The organism is Paraglaciecola arctica BSs20135 (genome assembly GCF_000314995.1).
GTDB lineage: Bacteria > Pseudomonadota > Gammaproteobacteria > Enterobacterales > Alteromonadaceae > Paraglaciecola > Paraglaciecola arctica.
The window spans coordinates 273,648-291,215 of the sequence record NZ_BAEO01000062.1 but is presented as its reverse complement, the minus strand read 5'-3'; the positions used below and the strand labels follow the sequence as shown (position 1 = coordinate 291,215).

The following is a 17,568-nucleotide window of genomic DNA, read 5'->3' as shown; positions in this document are numbered from 1 at the left end:
TTATGTAGGTTTAATAATAGTGCTAAGACAAAAAATACGCACAGAGTATCGCAACAAGCGTCAAGCTTTGTCGGCTCAGCAACAATCGACAGCGGCAAATAATCTATTAACAACCTGTCTTTCATCAACCACTCTAGCTCAAGCAAAAACCATTGCCTGTTATATAGCAAATGATGGTGAAATTGATCCTAAGGCAATTATTGAGTATTGCTGGCAACACGGGAAAAGTGTGTTATTGCCTGTATTACACCCTTTTAGCAAAGGGCATTTACTCTTTGTTGAATACCATCCTAATTCAGCTACCCGCAAAAACTGTTATGGTATTGAAGAACCAATAGTTACTACTACAAACCTATGTCCACTGACTAATATTCAATTGATACTAACGCCACTGGTCGCATTTGATGCACAGGGAAATAGGTTAGGCATGGGAGGCGGATATTATGATCGAACTTTAGCCCCTATTCGCCGTGATTTATTATCCACTCAACTCATTGGTCTGGCACACAACTGCCAACAAACAGATATCTTACTCACTGACAGTTGGGACATTCCATTAAATGGTATTGCCACGCCAGAACAATATTTTGATGTCGGCTGAACTATTGCTTGAGTTACACTATGAATAATCCAAGCATTTCTAAATATTAGGATCCTAAACACATGACACAAGATGACAAAAAGAAAGCCGCAGCTCAAGCAGCCTTAAAATATATAGAAGATGGCGCTATTGTTGGTGTTGGCACAGGCTCAACTGTTAATTATTTTATCGATGCATTGGCTGATGTAAAACATAAAATTCAGGGTGCAGTATCAAGCTCAGATGCCTCAACGAAACGTTTAGAAGCTTTGGGTATTGAAGTATTTGATCTTAATTCGGTCGACAAATTTGATATCTATGTAGACGGTGCAGACGAAATCACCAAACACAAACATATGATAAAAGGCGGTGGTGCAGCCCTCACTAGGGAAAAAATTGTTGCTGCTGTTGCTGAGAAGTTTATTTGTATTATTGATGATTCTAAACAAGTTCCAATGTTGGGCCAATTCCCATTGCCCGTCGAAGTGATCCCCATGGCCCGCTCTTATGTGGCCAGAGAGATTGTCAAACTAGGTGGCGATCCTGATTATCGTCAAGGCGTGATCACTGACAACGGCAATGTGATTTTAGACGTACATAATCTAACCATCCTAAATCCAGTAGAACTTGAAAGACAACTTAATGCCATAGTTGGCGTAGTGACAAACGGTTTATTTGCTAATCGCGGCGCTGATGTGGTGTTGGTTGGCACTGATAACGGCGTTGAAACGATTAATTAATTTCGCTACAAAACAGACTAAAGCATTGAACCACGGAGGACACAGAGCGCTTCGCTGCACAGAGGAAAGAATTCTATCAATTACCCATTTTTTTCTCTGTGTTCTCTGTGTCCCCCATGGTCAAATTTTTTTTATTAACTATTTATATTTTTATACTTTCCATATATTCATTCCATGAAGCCTTACCAATTCGCGAAATAAAGTACTTTTGTAATAAGCCAACACCTAATATTCATTCATACTTAGAAAATCAACATTCTTAATTATTGAGAAATATCATCATGTCGAACGAATTTGCAGGTAAAACAGCCATTATTTCGGGTGGAGCGGGCGGCATAGGTTTTTCTCTAGCCGAAGAATTTCGGCAATTAGGAATAAAAATCGTCAATGCTGATATCGACCAGCAACAATTAGCAGCGGAACGATACTTACCTTGACCCCACGTTAACAAATCACCTAATGAATTAGATATTTATAGCATGGTGCACTTGAACATTGAATTCGAGTTTTATTGCATAACATTCCTTGTTAGGTGCCCAAATTAACTATGCCACTTCAAGTTTGCTGAATACTTGCTAAGGTAAGCAATACAAGGGTACATAATCTTGTTGCAACACCATGTGTGTGATACTTCTTGTGGCATTAGTCCTATCAAACATCACTATGCTAATAGATGTCTGTTATTATCCGTGGTCATTTTTTACTATTGAATTTTGTAATGAACCCTATTTCGCCTACTCGCTCCCTTTTTTCCTCTGTAATTTTGATTTTAGGCATTTTATTGATAGCAGCCAATTTACGAGGCCCTATCACCGGTATTGGTCCAGTACTAGATCAAGTCATTGACAGTTTCCAACTAACGTCCTCTCAGGCGGGTATGTTAACCACATTACCGTTACTCGCATTTGCTATCGCTTCTCCTTTGGCTACAAGTCTAGCGAAAAGACAAGGTCTGGAAATATCGTTGTTTATTGCACTAGTGTTGATTGGTTTGGGCCTTGGTATCCGCTTGATCGATTCAGTGATTATTCTTTACCTCGGTACTGCGGTTATTGGTGTAGGTATTGCAGTGGGTAACGTTTTATTGCCCAGTTTAATTAAGCGAGACTTCCCACATAAAGTGGCAGTAATGACTTCCGCATATGTTTTAGCAATGGGGGTGTTTGGAGGTAGTTATTCTGCTTTAATTATTCCATTGGCTGACTATCAGGATATCGGATGGAAAATTGCGCTAGCGAGTTATGGCTTAATCACTCTATTGGGCCTGATTGTTTGGTTACCGCAGTTAAAATTACATACTAAACCCACCAGAGACCTTACTCAGTCTTACACTAAAGGTAAAATTTGGCATCATGCCATAGCATGGCATGTGACTTTTTGTCTTGGTCTTAACTCATTTTTTACTTATGTAATTATTGCGTGGTTACCTAATATATTAATGGAAGGTGGACACGATGCGCAACAAGCAGGCGTTTTTCATGGCGCATTTCAAATTGCCTCTGCTGTACCTGGTATTATACTAATACCACTATTATCCAAACTAAAAGATCAAAAAATACTGGCATTATTGTTAGCCATTTTGGGGTTCCTATGTTCATTAGGTCTATTGTATTTACCTAACTTTGCTTTTATATGGTCAACCACTTTAGGTTTTTGCTCTGGGGCGATTTTTATCTTAGGTTTATCTTACATCAGCTTGCGAACTCATGATTCAAGACAAGCGGCTTCGTTATCAGGGATGGCACAATGCATCGGGTATTTACTGGCAGCTATAGGGCCAATGTTTGCAGGAGGTTTACATTCGTACTTCAACAGTTGGGCGCCTGTATTGTGGTTGTGCGCTCTAGCTAGTTTGTTATGCGGTGTGTTTGGTTATTTAGGTGGACGAAACATTAGTTTACATGAACAGGCCTAAGCACGTATGGGTGACAATTAGTTCAATGCCAACTCACTACCACAAAACAGACACTATTTAGATACAGATGAGAATGTATCAGGTCGAGTTCAAGGGATTCACCTAACTTTAATCTTATAAACCCTGCGCTGTTCTCCTTTTCCTCTGTATACACTGTGGCGCATAACCTTTTTCACAGTTACCTTATATTCATTCCATGAAGCCTTACCAATTCGCGAAATAAAGTACTTTTGTAATAAGCCAACACCTAATATTCATTCATACTTAGAAAATCAACATTCTTAATTATCGAGGAATATCATCATGTCGAACGAATTTGCAGGTAAAACAGCCATTATATCTGGGGGAGCAGGTGGCATTGGTTTTGCTCTTGCCGAAGAGTTTGGGCAATTGGGTATGAACATTGTCATTGCTGATATTGACCAATCTCAACTTGCAGAGGCAGAACAAAAATTACAAGACGCTAATGTGCAAGTGTTAGCTTGCCCATTAGACGTAACCAACTTTCAACAATGGCAAGACACAGTAGCTGCAACACAAGCAAAATTTGGTGATATTCATATGTTGGTAAACAACGCTGGAGTAGGTGGTGTTCCCGGCTCAATAGAAGACACTAAACTCGAAACCTGGAAATGGGTTATGGATGTGAATGTAATGGGCGTAGTAAATGGCACTCAAGCTGTTGGGCCAAGTATGAAGCGCCATGGTCAAGGTGGTTGGATCATTAACGTAGCCTCTATGGCCGGTATGAATGGGGTGCCATATTCTGGTGCTTATGCCGCTTCAAAAGCCGCGGTGGTTTCTATGTCAGAAAGTTGGGCCGCTGAATTGAAAAAGTATAATATTGCGGTGTCGGCGCTTTGCCCTGCTTTTGTTCAAACTCGGATCCATGAGTCACTACGCAACCTTCAACCTGAATATAAAGAAGTGAAGGAACAGGGAACTGGTGGAAAAAGATCTGCAAATGGCGTAAATAAAGCAAAAGATCTAGTAGAGTCTGGTATTCCAACTTCAGTCTTAGCCAAACGTGTAGTTGAAGCCCTGCAGTCAGGACAGGCTTACATATTTACCCACCCCAATTTCCGCGCACCTATAGCTTATAGATCATCACTTTTAGACGCTGCATTTGCTGATGCAGAAAACAGCCCTATAGTGAGTCACTTAAAAGACGATGAGATAAAGATGTTATAAGCCAAGTTATACCGTTGCGTATAAAGGATTGATATTAAACCGCCGGGAGCAAGGAATGTTCGCGGTGGTTTAGAACTTATACTGAGATATACTTCATACTGCCACCAAATCCTCTGCCAATTTATTTACATCAGCAATACTCGTATAGGCATGGCGGTTAACCAAAATTTCAATCGCCATGTTAAGTGTTTGAGTTTCTAGTTTTGCTCTAAGTTTTTGATCTTTTTTAAATTGCATAAAATCAGCCACTTTTGCCACTCCTAAAATTCTGCGTATCATCTTGCATGCTGCAAAACCTAAACTATCGCTTAACACTTGTTGCAAAAATGCCTGTCTAAAAGTTTGATGAGTGCCGCCTGTCAGATCTTTGCCCATAAACGGACTTTGTATAGACAGTTCATGCTCTGCCCACAATGATAGAAACTTAGCTTCAAATTTATACCAAAGGTCGTCAATGGTTTGTAGTAGCCATTGACAATAATTGGCCGCTTCCACCGACCTTTTATGTGCATGAGAAAAGTAGTTTATATATAAATTAGCAATAAGAGCGCCAATATCAAATCCCATAGGACCAACAAAAGAAAACTCAGGGTCAATCACAAAGGTTTCTAGCCCGTTTACCATCACTGAACCTGTATGTAAGTCGCCATGTAACAAAGCTTCAGGTTTATTCATAAACATATATTTCATTTGTGCAACATGTGCTCGAACATTGGGATTTTTTTGAATCGAATCGATGACAGTCTGGGATAGAGCAGGATTGTAATCATTCATTTCATGATGCTCAAAAGGATAGGTAAACACAAAATCTTCGGTGATTTTGCACATATCCTGATTATTACTTTTGCTGATCATGGCTTTTTTATTTAAAGAAGACAGCGCGAAACTAGAGGAATAAAATAAGGTCTCTGCTAGAAAAGTAGATAAGTCTTCAGCCAGTCGAGGTAAATACCGAGCTTGTATTAGCTCAGTGCGCAAAATGGCATGTTGACTCAGGTTTTGCATGATAACAACTGACAATGCTTCAGATTGGTAATACACCTCTGGTAGCATTTCTGGGCATACACTAGATTGGTAATTTAAAGCATTAATTTCCGCAGTCATACGTTGCCGCGTCAATGGCCACTGCTCACCCATCACTTTAATATAGGGTGGAGCCTGCTTAACAAAGACTGACTGATTTGATCCTTGTTTGTTTGTCACCACAAAGGCAAAATTCATATTGCCATCGTTTATTTCTTGCACCTCTAAATGATCGAAACACGAAAACCTCTGCAGAACTTCCGGGAGTGACTGCAGATAATTAATAAGATTGTGTTGATTAAGTTGATAATATTCCATTAAGGGTGATTGACCTTTAATTACATTCAAATTGCATTAATTAGGAGTTGCTGAGCTGAATTTAATCAGGCAAATGTAGTTGCAAGTATTGCAGCATATTACCACCCATCACTTGCTTAATTTGTTGTTCGCTAAGCCCTAAATCTAACAGCGCCTGCGTTAAATAAATTAACTGCGATGTATCGAAAGGAACACTAGTGGCTCCGTCGTAGTCTGAGCCTAGGGCAATATGCTCACTACCGACTAATTCAATGCCATACTTAATTGCTTTAGCAATCTCAGTCACGTTTGGCTCACACACTGCACCATCCCAATAACCTACTGCAATCAGACCTTTGTTAGCAGCAATTTGTTGCATCAAATCATCGGGGATATTCCGTGCTGATGGGCAATGTCCGTAAAAACCAGTATGGCTAACTAATAAAGGCTGATTGCTAATAGCTAATACATCCTTGACCACTTGCTCAGAAGAATGGGACACATCCACCATTATCCCTAAAGACTGCATTTTTTGTAGTGCTTCTTTTCCAAATTCAGTTAGGCCTTCACCACTTTCTCCGTGCAATGAACCTCCTAATTTATTGTCAAAAAAGTGCTGTAAGCTCATCATTCGAAAACCACTATCGAATAAACTTTGTATATTGCTTAACTCACCATCTAAGGCATGAGAACCCTCGGTACCTAACAACATTCCTAATAATTTTGGATTGGCTTCTCGCTGTTTTAGAAACTGTGAGAGTTCTGATTTTGAGGTAATAAGGGACACTTGCTCGGGAAATTCATCCGCCAACTCTAGTGCTTTACTTGCCTGAAACAGTGCGCGTTCAGCCAAACTGCCCCATGTATTTGTAGGCCAAAGACTCACTAATGCTAGTTTTGTAATATTATCACTGGCATCAGTACTGTTTGCTTCATAATTAATTCCGTCGGGCGACTTAGTGACTGTAGTAAACATTTGCAATGCCACATTTCCTTGCTGCAATCTCGGAATATCCACATGCCCATAATCATGCTTGTCCATTAAATCCCTTTTCCACATTAACGTATCACTATGCCAGTCACCTATAAATAACTGACTATGCAAGGTTCTAGCTTGCTCGGATATCACAGGCAAGGTCGAATCATGCAAGCGGTTGGTTTGTTTATCTAACTGGGCAGGGAAAAACACAAAAAAGCCAACAACAGCAAGAATGACGATCAAGGCAATAATTTTATAAATAGCTTTTTTAGATGGCATGAAGATTAATCTATGAGTTAAGAAAAATAATGACGTACGATCTTAGTTCGATGAATAAATGTCAAATAAAATTCCATTTTTTAAATGAAATTAACACTTAACTCTAGCCACTAAAAAATCCACTGCGGCTTTTACTTTAGGTACTAGATACCTTTGTTTTTGATATAACAAATAAACTGCCATATCGTTATTTTGGTTAATTTGCACTTGTGGCTCTAGTACTAACTCCACTAATTTTCCGCTTTCTAAATGATGGGCGGTCGCCCAACGTGGCACCATTAAAATACCCTTACCTTTTGCCGCCATGTCACCTAACCAATTTCCATTGTTGGAAACGGCTACTTGCGGCGCAGAGACATCTTGCCATTGTGCATTTATATAACTTAACCAAGGAGTAGGACCATTAGGCGTGCGGAAATATAAACCTTTGTGTTGTTTTAGTTCAATTGCGTGTACCGGTTTACCCATCTCAGCTAAATAACTCGGCGCCGCCACTGGAATAAATTGGTTACCCATCAATTTTATAGCTAGCACTCTTTCATTCGGGGCATATCCGCCACGAATAGCAAGATCGACATCATCACGGCTCAGTGCAGATAACTCATCACTTAAGCTAACGTCTAGAACGATTTCAGGGTAAAGCTGACTAAATTCGTCAAGCAATGGCAATAAAATACGTTCGCCAAATCCCACCATAGAACTAATATGTAAATGCCCCATGGGTTTTGCTTGATAACTGCGCACCGCTTCATTACTTTGTTCAAGCTGATTAAGAATATCTAACACTTGAGTATAATAACGCTGTCCCACTTCAGTTAATTTGACTTCACGGGTAGAACGCTTCAGCAGGGTAGCGCCTAAACTGTTTTCTAAATCGGCTACCCGCCTCGACAACGATGAAGGTGGCACCCCAAAAACACCCGCAGCTTTAGTAAAACTGCCTGTTTCTGCGACTTTACTGAAATACCTTAGTGCGCGAAATTGATCCATAACATCCTCAAATACTTAAGCTAACGACTTATTATTGTCTTTATGACAATAAAGATAGCGCTTTTCAGCTATATATCTAGCTATTTTATTCAGCAATACTAGCCTTACTTACACAGTTACCTAATAATAATCACACATTGGAGTTCTAAATATGAGTACATTTACTGCGATTAATCTTGTTGCCCGCCCTGCCCCCGGCCCTATAGGTGCAGAACTTTTTGAAGTGGTACAAAAACCTATACCAAGCGCTGGTCCAGGGCAGATTTTGGTTAAACAAACCCATATGTCTCTGGATCCTGCAATGATTGGTTGGATGAGCCCTGACACAGAAAGTTATATCCCACCTGTAGGATTAGGCGAAGTAATGCGCTCCTCAGGCATAGGTGAAGTGGTAGAAAGTAATCACCCTGACTTTACCGTTGGTGAACGTCTCATGGGCCTGATGGGATGGACAGAGTATTTATTAAGTACTGGTGAAGGTCTCAGAAAAGTACAACCAGGATTAGATGAAGAAATGGTCTTATCTGTCTTTGCATTACCTGGCTTAACCGCAACTCAAGGGTTATTTGGCTTTGGCCACCCTAAAGCGGGTGAAACCATAGTAGTTAGCGGTGCCGCAGGTTCGGTGGGCTCTATAGTTGGGCAACTAGCTAAAGCTGATGGGCTAAAAGTAATTGGAGTGGCTGGTTCAGACGAAAAGTGTGACTGGATAGTCAATGACCTAGGTTTTAATGCTGCAATTAATTACAAAACCGATGATATCGACGCTAAATTAACTGAGTTAGCGCCTAAGGGAGTAGATATATACTTTGAGAACACCGGTGGCCCAATTCAACATCACGTGATCGATCATATGAATGCCCACGGCAGAGCAGTGGTATGCGGTATGATTTCTGATTACACAGCTGAGACACCTAGCGCAGGCCCGAACTGGATCCCAATCATCAAAAAACGTATCACTATCCAAGGTTTTGCCATGCCTGATCATTTTGGTCAACTACCAGAACTAATTGGTAAACTCACCCCATACGTAATGCAAGGTAAAATCAAACACCGAGCTCATGTATTAAATGGATTAGAGTCCGCTATCGATGGTCTAAATTTACTTTTGAGCGGTGGTAACAAAGGTAAACTAATTGTAAAATTGTAAAACCAATTTAAGTAGACTAACCACCCGAAATTTTAATTTCGGGTGGTTTTAACGTTCTAGACATTCAAATTTAGTTTGATATTGTTGTCTCAACTTAGTAAAAAGTAACTTCGACTCATCTCGTTATCCGCAATATTTGTTTCTTAATATAAAGTATTTCCATCTACATTATTTCATTACCCTCTTACCAATTAATTACTTATATTTTGGTATAAACGTGTTAGTAAACTTCATTTTAATCCCGCCACAAACCCCCACGCAGCAACACCAATCCACTTTAAATTAAACTTAAAAAAGACTTTGTGTTATTACCAATAATTACAAAATCCCCACATTAAACATTACCAATAAACAGAAAGATACCCGCCACTGGTATTACAAAACATACAATAATAGACTACATTGGAATAACAAATCATTGACATGCTACGCACTAATTGGTTAGTTTAGCGCACAAGCTTGAAACATCTTGTTTACAATGCAAACAAAACGTAAACAAGTTGTGTATCAAAAAACTATAAAAACTTTTTAAATAGTGAGTGGAGAACGCATGAAAACTAAATTAAACCAAATTAGCTCTGTACTAAAAAGTCGCAAAACACATTCAGCGATTTACAGTGCAGCTATCGTCGCATTATTAGCAGCTCCGACTGTTTCGGCACAACAAGCTCAATCCGATCAAGGTCTTGAAGTGATTGAGGTATCTGGCATCAGAGCTTCTCTTACCAGTGCCCTTTTAGAAAAACGTGAATCGACTAACCTAATTGAAATCATTCAGGCTGAAGATATTGGTAAGTTACCAGATCAAAACCTTGCGGAAGTGCTAGAAAACGTAACAGGTGTGCAAATCACCAGAACTGCTGGTGTTGGTACAGGTGTGCAAATCCGTGGTTCAAACTCAAACAATGTTTTAATTAACGGCGTTGAAACTGTTGGTGCTGGTACTGGTCGAGGCGGTATTAGCTTTGAAGATATTTCAGCATCAATCATTGCTGCTGTAGAAGTAACTAAAGCGTCAGACGCCAAAACAATCGAAGGTTCAGTGGGTGGAACTGTTAACTTGCGAACTATTCGCCCTTTAGAGCTTAGTGAACAATTAATCAACGTGCGTATTCAAGGCGAAGATAGCAGCTTAACGACTGATGGTATTCAGCCACGTTTCTCTGCCGTTTATGGCGATAACTGGGATACTGATAACGGTAAATTCGGTTTTGTAATGAGTGGCAGTTTAACCAAGCAAGAATCTTCTTCTTTCCGTCCACGTGTTGACCGTGACGGTGGTTTAGTTGAAAACTGTAATGCCTCAGTAGTACGCGATGGTGAAGCTCCTCAAGATGTGGCTGATCGTCCAGCTTGTCAAGATTTTGATTTTTTAGGTATTGGATTCTTAAACCAAGAATACGAAAACTTCGAATATGAAACAACGAACATATCAACCACATTTGAATATGCACCCAATGACAACACTAAGTTTTTCTTAGATGTTGTTTTGACTGACCAAGAACGTCGTCAAGATAGTACTCGTGTACAAGGTTCTGGTCTAACCTCAGTACTTGACCATACCGTACCGACAGAGTTTGAAACAGTAAACTACGGTTCCTTGGACGGTGTTGCACTTGGTAGCATCCAAGCAGCCGTTCGCGGAACAATCGAGCCTATGCTTGGTGTAGATGACGATGATCCTAACTTACGTTTTAGTAGTGATAATGGTGCGCGTTTAACTGATACAGAACTTTTCCGTTTTGGCGGGGAATGGCAAGGCGATAACTTGTTCGCAAGCTTTGAAATATCATCAGCTAGTTCTGATACAACTAACCCAAATTTAAGCACTACTTTAAACTTCATTAACCCGAACGCACCTTTAGATGGTTTAGATGAAGACGGTAACATTACTTCAAATACAAGTAATGATAACTCTGTCCCATTTATCTATGACCTAACAGGTGGCGCGTTAACATTTGGTATTAACTTTGATTCACCATTTGCTCCAACTGTTGCTGAATTACTGGATCCAGCAAACGTTGTATTAGACCAAGTTCAAATAGGTCGCAATGAAACAAACAACTCGTTAGACGCAGTACGCGCAGATTTCACATATTACTTAGAAGACTCCCCTGTTACTTCGGTTGATTTTGGGTTCCGTGTGAGCAAACGTGAAAGTACGTTTAACGATATAAGCGATAATATTGGTGGTTTCAGCAAGATGGTTGATAGCCCAAGTGGTTCATTGTTTTCTGAGCTGTTAGTACAAGGTCCCAGTAATTTTGGTGATGCTGATGGTCGTGAGTTGGCAATGCGTAACTTTATTATCATCGATCCAGATTTAGCATTTGACGACCCAGATTATGTATTGGCTACATTAGAAGCTGCGCTGATTGCTCATGACTCTTCACCTGACTTATCAAATTTAACGCCTTCAAGTTCTGCTTTCTTTAGTATTTCAGAAGAAACACAGGCCATATATGCACAAGCTAACTTCGAATTTGAACATTTAGTCGGTAATTTTGGTGTAAGACACATTGAAACAACCGTTGATTCAACAGGTAATACAACCACAAGTGATGGTACATCGTTAACGACTATTTCTGGTGATTACAGCTTCACATTACCTCGTCTTAACCTTGTGTATACACCCCATGATGATGTTGTGCTGCGTTTAGGTTGGGGACAAGATATACGTCGTCCAGATTTTGGCGATTTAAACACGTCAGTATCTTATGATCCGAATATCAACCAATCGGTATCCATTGGTAATCCTGGTTTAGAACCACAAGAAATCACTACTTTAGATTTATCTGCTGAATGGTATTTTGCTGAAGCGGCGGTAATAAGCATTGGTTACTTTGATAAAGAAATCGGTAACTTATTTGTTTCTACTTTAGATTCTGCATCAAGAGATGGGAATGGTTTTTTTACTACCAATGACCCTACATGTTCTAGTGGTGGTATCTTTAACCCAATTGCAGTAGGTGATGATTTCTTAGCTCCTATAGGCGTTACAGGTGCATGTGTTGATAAAGCGACGCAAGTCAACGATTCAGCTAAAACCACTCAAACCGGTATCGAGATGGCCGTTCAGTATGACTTATCTAGCTTTGAAGATGATTTAGGTTGGGCATCTGGTTTTGGTTTTATGGCCAACTACACTATCCAAGAATATAAGGGTGGTTCAGTGGTTAACACTTCTGCGGGTCGTGGTACTGATATCTTCAATGCCATTAACGGCATTTATGATGACGCGGACTTTGTAGAAGTGACCGCAGTACAAGGTCTTTTAGACTTCTCTGAAAATGCTTACAACCTTACTGCATACTATGAAAAATTTGGTTTATCAGCACGTGTTCGTTACACATGGCGTGAAGCGTTCCGTACCGATGATACCGCAGGTGGTGCATCACGTAACTCTACTTTAGGTTTCCCAGTTTATACTCATGACCGTGGCCAGCTTAATGCAAGTGTTAGTTATGATGTTAACGAGCAACTAAACGTTGGTATAGAAGCGGTAAACTTAAATAAATCAGGCGTTACTCAATCTTGTGTTAACGAAGGCGCAATCCTTTGTTTCCAAGGTTTAGCAGACCGTCGTATTACATTTGGTGCTAGCTACCGTTTCTAATACTTAGAAAACGAAAGCGAAATATAAAACTCAGGCACGCCATTCTGTGGCGGCAATCTACCTCCGGCTTTATGCTGGGGGTAGCTAATAAAGCCCGTAACGATAGGTCCAAATTGATTTTGAAGCAAATTGTAATGTTCGGTAAAACCCAACTGTTTTTGGAAGAAATACTTGCAATCATTACCAATGACATTACCAATTATACCAGAAAGATTATTACCAATTACATTACCAATAGTGTAAATTAGACAGATGAATACGTATTAGTCATAAACAGACTAAAAAATCATCCATTGTTAATGTGATAAACCAAAACACATGGCTAATAGTAAAATTAATATCACTATAAATAGGAATTATTTATGACAAAACCTACCATAGGCTTCATTGGCCTTGGCCTCATGGGCAGTAACATGGTTGAAAACCTACAAAAGAAAGGTTTTCATCCAATAGTAATGGACCTTAACAAAGACGCAGTTGCTGCAGTTGTTGCACGGGGCGCTACAGAAGCGACCTCAGCGGCCGAATTAGCAGCTGCCAGTGACATTGTGATGTTATGCCTAACCACATCTAATGTGGTCGAAAAGTTAGTTTATGCTGATGACGGTATCTTAGCTGGCATTAAAGAAGGCGCTGTTTTGATTGATTTCGGTACATCGATCCCAGCTTCTACCCGTAAAATCGGTGCTGACCTTGCTAAGAAAGGCGCTGGTATGGTTGATGCCGCACTTGGTCGTACTCCCGCTCATGCTAAAGATGGCCTACTTAACATCATGGCATCTGGTGACCAAACGACCTTCGATAAGGTTAAACCCATTCTTGAGATGCAAGGAGAGAATGTTTTCTATTTAGGTTCTTTAGGTGCTGGTCACACAACTAAACTAATCAACAACTTCATCGGTATGACGACAGTTACAGCTATGTCTCAGGCTTTCGCAGTTGCAGAACGCGCTGGTGTAGATCGTCAACAACTTTTCGATATCATGTCTACAGGCCCCTCTAATTCACCATTTATGGGTTTCTGTAAAAACTACGCGGTTGATGGTGTAAGTGATTTAGGCTTCTCTATCAATAATGCCAACAAGGATTTAGGTTACTTCCTCGAGATGGTTAAAGATTTAGGTACCACTGCTAAAATTGCAGAGGGCACCTCTGCCCATCTTCAGGCTGCAGTTGATGCGGGCATGGGGAACGGCAATGTTCCGGAAATCTACGATTATTTTCTTAAGTTATAAAAATAATTGAATGGTTACCGGTGCATAGCTTACAAGCGGTTTTTTCGGTAACAAAAATAGACATTATTTATAAATGATAATATCGATTATTAAGCCTCTTTTTTAGAGGCTTTTTAGTTCAATTTACAAGCTGGTTTAACGTTTATTGGGTAGCTTAACCCCCAATACTAAGAAAATAATGATGGCTAAAAATCAGGAGTTAATTATGAGCCAAAGTGAACATTTTTTATTTGGTAACGAGACTGAAATTGAAGATATTGGCGGTGGTTTAAAGCGCCAAATGTTGGGTTATAACCAAGAATTAATGGCAGTGAAAATTTGGTTTGAAAAAGGGGCGATTGGCTACAATCATGCCCATAGACATTCACAAGTCACTTATGTCGTTGAAGGCGAATTCCATTTTAATATTGATGGTGTAACCAAAATATTAAAAGCCGGTGATAGCTGCTTGATACCACCACACGCAGACCATGGTGCGACTTGTCCTACAGGCGGTATTTTAATTGATACCTTTAGCCCGGCACGAGAAGACTTTGTTGAAGGGTTATCAGCTCCATAATTACAAAGATTAGTCATTGCATACTTGAACACTACATGGCACAAAATCATATACTTGAGTATGCAAGCATTCTCTGTTTGGCAAAGCCCTAAAGATAATTATTACCACATAAATACTGAATTTGTGGCAACGGGCAAATACACTGACTAAAAATCATGATTTCGAGACTGGCGAACTATGAAATTGTTAGATTAAGGACACACTAAAATGCACCTAATAAAAATCACTACTCTCTTATTGCTTGTAGTCACAATTGCAGCACCACATTTATCCCAAGCGCAGCAGCATCCAAACTTAATTTTGACCAAAGATGGGGTAGAAAAAGTTAGAAAAAATCTGGGTAAAGTGCCTTTATTTGATGCCACGGTACAAAGTGTTAAGCAAGAAGTTGACGCTGAAATTGCATTTGGGATCGACACCCCTATTCCAAAGGATTTTTCGGGTGGGTATACCCACCAAAGACACAAGATAAATTTTCTGACCGCGCAAAAAGCCGGAGCGCTGTATCAAATTTTGCAAGATGATAAATATGCCAAATACATCCGGGATATGCTGTTTCAGTATGAAGCCATGTATAAAGACCTTCCGGTTCATCCCCAAGAACGCTCTTATGCCCGCGGAAAATTATTCTGGCAATGTCTAAATGACAGCAATTGGCTGGTTTATATGAGCCAAGCCTATGATGCCATTTACGATACCCTCACCAAACAAGAACGTGACAAGTTAGAAAATAACTTATTTCGACCTTTTGCTGATTTTATCTCCATCGATAATCCACAATTTTATAATCGAGTACATAACCATAGTACTTGGGGCAACGCAGCCGTTGGCATGATCGCCCTTGTCATGAATGACGAGGAGTTGCTGCATAGAGCCTTGTACGGTATCGAAGATGATGGCCTTGAAATTGGCGGCAAAGACAACGACGGCGGGTTTATTAAGGTTGCAGGTCAAAAGGCCGGTTTCTTAGCGAATCTGGAAGATCCCTTTTCACCAGATGGTTATTACACTGAAGGCCCTTATTATCAACGTTATGCTATGTATCCATTTTTGATTTTTGGGCTAGCCATGCACAATGTAAAACCTGACATGCAAGTATTTGAACACAAGGACAATGTACTACTTAAAGGTGTGGACGCCTTACTCAATTTGTCAGATGCCGATGGCGAATTTTTCCCTTTAAATGATGGCCAAAAAGGCATGTCTTATTATACCGCTTCATTGGTTACAGCCGTAGACATTGCGTATCAATACGGTAATCAAAATCCACAATTACTGAGCATTGCACAAAAGCAGAATGAAGTATTGTTAGACCAATCAGGTCTTGCTGTCGCTATTGGAATTCGCGATGGAAAAACTCAACCTTTTGTAAAAAACTCTATCAATTTATCTGACGGTCCAGATGGTAAACAAGGCGGTGTTGGGGTACTTCGTTATGGTAATGAAGACTTAACACTAGTGTTTAAGTATGCGGCACAAGGTTTAAGCCATGGTCACTATGACAAACTTTCTTTTTCGTTATATGAAAAAGGAGATGAAGTCCTTCAGGATTATGGACTTGCGCGTTTTGTTAACATTGGTCAAAAAGGCGGCGGTAACTATTTAAAAGAAAACAAAACCTGGGCTAAAACCACTATTGCTCACAATACTCTATCGCAAAATGAAACTATGCATTTTGCCGGAAAATACGAAGTTGCTAGTAAACATCACTCAGATTTGTATGTTTATGATGACTCAAATAAAAATGTTCAAATAATCAGTGCGATTGAAACCAATGCCTATCCAGGTACAAAAATGCATCGGACTATGGCTGTGATTAAAAACAAAAGTTTCGATAAGCCGTTTCTGTTAGACATAATGAAAATAAACTCTGAGCAAAAAAATCAATATGACATGCCCTTCTATTATTTAGGTCAAGTGCTGAGCAATAATTTTAGTTATGACTCACCTAACATTTTAAAACCACTGGGTAATGACAATGGTTATCAACATTTGTATTTGGAAGGTAAAGGCAAACCATCTACCAGCAGTACACAATTCTCTTGGTTAGGTAAGGGTAAGTACTACACATTAACTTCAGCCACAGAAGATTCTGACGAGTTATTACTGACTCGAATGGGTGCTAATGATCCTGAGTTTAATTTGCGTAGAGAAGCTGCGTTGATGATCCGAAGAAAAGACAGTGACAACACAGTTTTTGCATCAGTGATTGAACCACATGGAAGTTATAGCCCTGTTTCAGAGTTGTCGGTCAATTCTAATAGTAACATTGCTGAGCTAAAGGTTGTTCATGACGATGTTAACTATACAGCGGTGACAATTAAAGATGTAAAAGGCCAGACAAGTGTATTCATTTTATCCAATGTAAATGCATCTCCTTCCAAGCAACATAAGTTGAAAGTTGATGGCAAGTCATATGGCTGGAAAGGTGCTTATTATTATTCTGATAACTAATTCATAATGTACTAATAAATTATGAGATTGTCGGTCTCGACAATCTCATTTTTAATTACACCAACAGTGATAACTCTCTTCTATCGACCCGGATAACATTCCAAGATAGACATACCTGAATCAGTTTAGCCGAGTCCAGATTATTAATCTTCAGTCAATGAACCAACAAGCTTATCAATAATGACTTTATTCGCATCTGGAAAAGTAAACTGCTGTAACTCATTAATCTCTACCCATTGGCTTTGTTGGCCTTCTTGGTGGCTAGCCTCGCCTTCAAACCCCTCGACTAGACGCACATCTAAACGCACTTTTTTGTCGCCGTAGTCGTGCTCAATCAGCATAAAGGGGCTTTGCTTGGTAACCTGTATACCAATCTCTTCTGACAACTCTCTTGCCAGTGCCTGCTCGATGGTTTCATTGGCTTCACGTTTACCACCAGGGAATTCCCATTTACCACCTTGATGTAAGTCATCTGAGCGCTTGCTTATGTAGATTTTATTAGCAGATTTAATCACACCGACAGCAACTTCGACTATTTTCATTAGGGATTCTCTTATCTT

At 39.8% G+C, this 17,568-nt stretch carries 13 protein-coding genes and 1 pseudogene; 10 read left to right on the top strand and 4 right to left on the bottom strand.

Translation table 11 applies throughout. From position 1 onward, the window contains the following. Window positions 1-19 precede the first annotated feature (19 nt). From GARC_RS21565 to GARC_RS21550, 5 genes and pseudogenes are all read left to right on the top strand, one after another. Entirely contained in the window at window positions 20-601 is a 582-nt protein-coding gene (locus GARC_RS21565) for a 5-formyltetrahydrofolate cyclo-ligase (protein ID WP_007624432.1), read from the top strand. Between the two features lie 62 nt (window positions 602-663). Beyond that, window positions 664-1,320 carry a ribose-5-phosphate isomerase RpiA gene (gene rpiA, locus GARC_RS21560; protein ID WP_007624430.1) on the top strand — a complete coding sequence of 219 codons (657 nt, stop codon included), beginning with the start codon at window positions 664-666 and terminating at the stop codon, window positions 1,318-1,320. 281 nt (window positions 1,321-1,601) lie between these two features. Continuing rightward, window positions 1,602-1,736, top strand: a pseudogene (locus GARC_RS26845) (oxidoreductase); the annotation flags it as partial. 302 nt (window positions 1,737-2,038) lie between these two features. Continuing rightward, on the top strand, window positions 2,039-3,235 hold the full coding sequence (locus GARC_RS21555) for an MFS transporter (protein WP_007624426.1): 1,197 nt from the start codon (window positions 2,039-2,041) through the stop codon (window positions 3,233-3,235). 303 nt (window positions 3,236-3,538) lie between these two features. After that, complete coding sequence (locus GARC_RS21550) at window positions 3,539-4,426, top strand: SDR family NAD(P)-dependent oxidoreductase (RefSeq protein WP_007624424.1); 888 nt, start codon at window positions 3,539-3,541, stop codon at window positions 4,424-4,426. Window positions 4,427-4,519: 93 nt separating this feature from the next. Here GARC_RS21550 and mtnK read toward each other — a convergent pair whose 3' ends face one another. From mtnK to GARC_RS21535, 3 genes are all read right to left on the bottom strand, one after another. Beyond that, window positions 4,520-5,767 carry an S-methyl-5-thioribose kinase gene (gene mtnK / locus GARC_RS21545; protein ID WP_039990214.1) on the bottom strand — a complete coding sequence of 416 codons (1,248 nt, stop codon included), beginning with the start codon at window positions 5,765-5,767 and terminating at the stop codon, window positions 4,520-4,522. 61 nt (window positions 5,768-5,828) lie between these two features. Next, window positions 5,829-7,004: a dipeptidase gene (locus GARC_RS21540; RefSeq protein WP_007624420.1), complete on the bottom strand. Its 1,176-nt coding sequence runs from the start codon at window positions 7,002-7,004 to the stop codon at window positions 5,829-5,831. A gap of 90 nt (window positions 7,005-7,094) precedes the next feature. Next, entirely contained in the window at window positions 7,095-7,994 is a 900-nt protein-coding gene (locus GARC_RS21535) for a LysR family transcriptional regulator (RefSeq protein ID WP_007624417.1), read from the bottom strand. Between the two features lie 151 nt (window positions 7,995-8,145). On the opposite strand from GARC_RS21535, the gene GARC_RS21530 reads away from it, so the two are divergent. The 5 genes from GARC_RS21530 to GARC_RS21510 all read left to right on the top strand — a co-directional run bounded on the left by GARC_RS21530 (window position 8,146) and on the right by GARC_RS21510 (window position 17,008). Next, window positions 8,146-9,144 (top strand): NADP-dependent oxidoreductase, encoded by a 999-nt coding sequence (locus GARC_RS21530; protein WP_007624415.1) that lies wholly within the window; start codon window positions 8,146-8,148, stop codon window positions 9,142-9,144. 550 nt (window positions 9,145-9,694) lie between these two features. Further along, complete coding sequence (locus tag GARC_RS21525) at window positions 9,695-12,760, top strand: TonB-dependent receptor (RefSeq protein WP_007624413.1); 3,066 nt, start codon at window positions 9,695-9,697, stop codon at window positions 12,758-12,760. Window positions 12,761-13,122: 362 nt separating this feature from the next. Further along, entirely contained in the window at window positions 13,123-13,995 is an 873-nt protein-coding gene (locus GARC_RS21520) for an NAD(P)-dependent oxidoreductase (protein WP_007624409.1), read from the top strand. Between the two features lie 205 nt (window positions 13,996-14,200). Then, window positions 14,201-14,554, top strand: coding sequence for a cupin domain-containing protein (locus tag GARC_RS21515; RefSeq protein WP_039990284.1), 354 nt, complete (start codon window positions 14,201-14,203; stop codon window positions 14,552-14,554). A gap of 207 nt (window positions 14,555-14,761) precedes the next feature. After that, entirely contained in the window at window positions 14,762-17,008 is a 2,247-nt protein-coding gene (locus GARC_RS21510; RefSeq protein ID WP_007624402.1) for an alginate lyase family protein, read from the top strand. Between the two features lie 143 nt (window positions 17,009-17,151). Here the strand turns inward: GARC_RS21510 and mutT are convergent, their stop codons facing one another. Further along, entirely contained in the window at window positions 17,152-17,550 is a 399-nt protein-coding gene (gene mutT, locus GARC_RS21505; RefSeq protein ID WP_007624400.1) for an 8-oxo-dGTP diphosphatase MutT, read from the bottom strand. Window positions 17,551-17,568 lie beyond the last annotated feature (18 nt).

What these genes read in the sequence shown, in the direction of transcription:
- GARC_RS21515 (WP_039990284.1), top strand. Translation starts at nt 14,201, where the DNA reads ATGAGCCAAAGTGAACATTTTTTATTTGGTAACGAGACTGAAATTGAA.
- mtnK (WP_039990214.1), bottom strand. Translation starts at nt 5,767, where the DNA reads ATGGAATATTATCAACTTAATCAACACAATCTTATTAATTATCTGCAG.
- GARC_RS21525 (WP_007624413.1), top strand. Translation starts at nt 9,695, where the DNA reads ATGAAAACTAAATTAAACCAAATTAGCTCTGTACTAAAAAGTCGCAAA.
- GARC_RS21535 (WP_007624417.1), bottom strand. Translation starts at nt 7,994, where the DNA reads ATGGATCAATTTCGCGCACTAAGGTATTTCAGTAAAGTCGCAGAAACA.
- rpiA (WP_007624430.1), top strand. Translation starts at nt 664, where the DNA reads ATGACACAAGATGACAAAAAGAAAGCCGCAGCTCAAGCAGCCTTAAAA.
- GARC_RS21540 (WP_007624420.1), bottom strand. Translation starts at nt 7,004, where the DNA reads ATGCCATCTAAAAAAGCTATTTATAAAATTATTGCCTTGATCGTCATT.
- GARC_RS21550 (WP_007624424.1), top strand. Translation starts at nt 3,539, where the DNA reads ATGTCGAACGAATTTGCAGGTAAAACAGCCATTATATCTGGGGGAGCA.
- GARC_RS21555 (WP_007624426.1), top strand. Translation starts at nt 2,039, where the DNA reads ATGAACCCTATTTCGCCTACTCGCTCCCTTTTTTCCTCTGTAATTTTG.
- GARC_RS21520 (WP_007624409.1), top strand. Translation starts at nt 13,123, where the DNA reads ATGACAAAACCTACCATAGGCTTCATTGGCCTTGGCCTCATGGGCAGT.
- mutT (WP_007624400.1), bottom strand. Translation starts at nt 17,550, where the DNA reads ATGAAAATAGTCGAAGTTGCTGTCGGTGTGATTAAATCTGCTAATAAA.
- GARC_RS21510 (WP_007624402.1), top strand. Translation starts at nt 14,762, where the DNA reads ATGCACCTAATAAAAATCACTACTCTCTTATTGCTTGTAGTCACAATT.
- GARC_RS21530 (WP_007624415.1), top strand. Translation starts at nt 8,146, where the DNA reads ATGAGTACATTTACTGCGATTAATCTTGTTGCCCGCCCTGCCCCCGGC.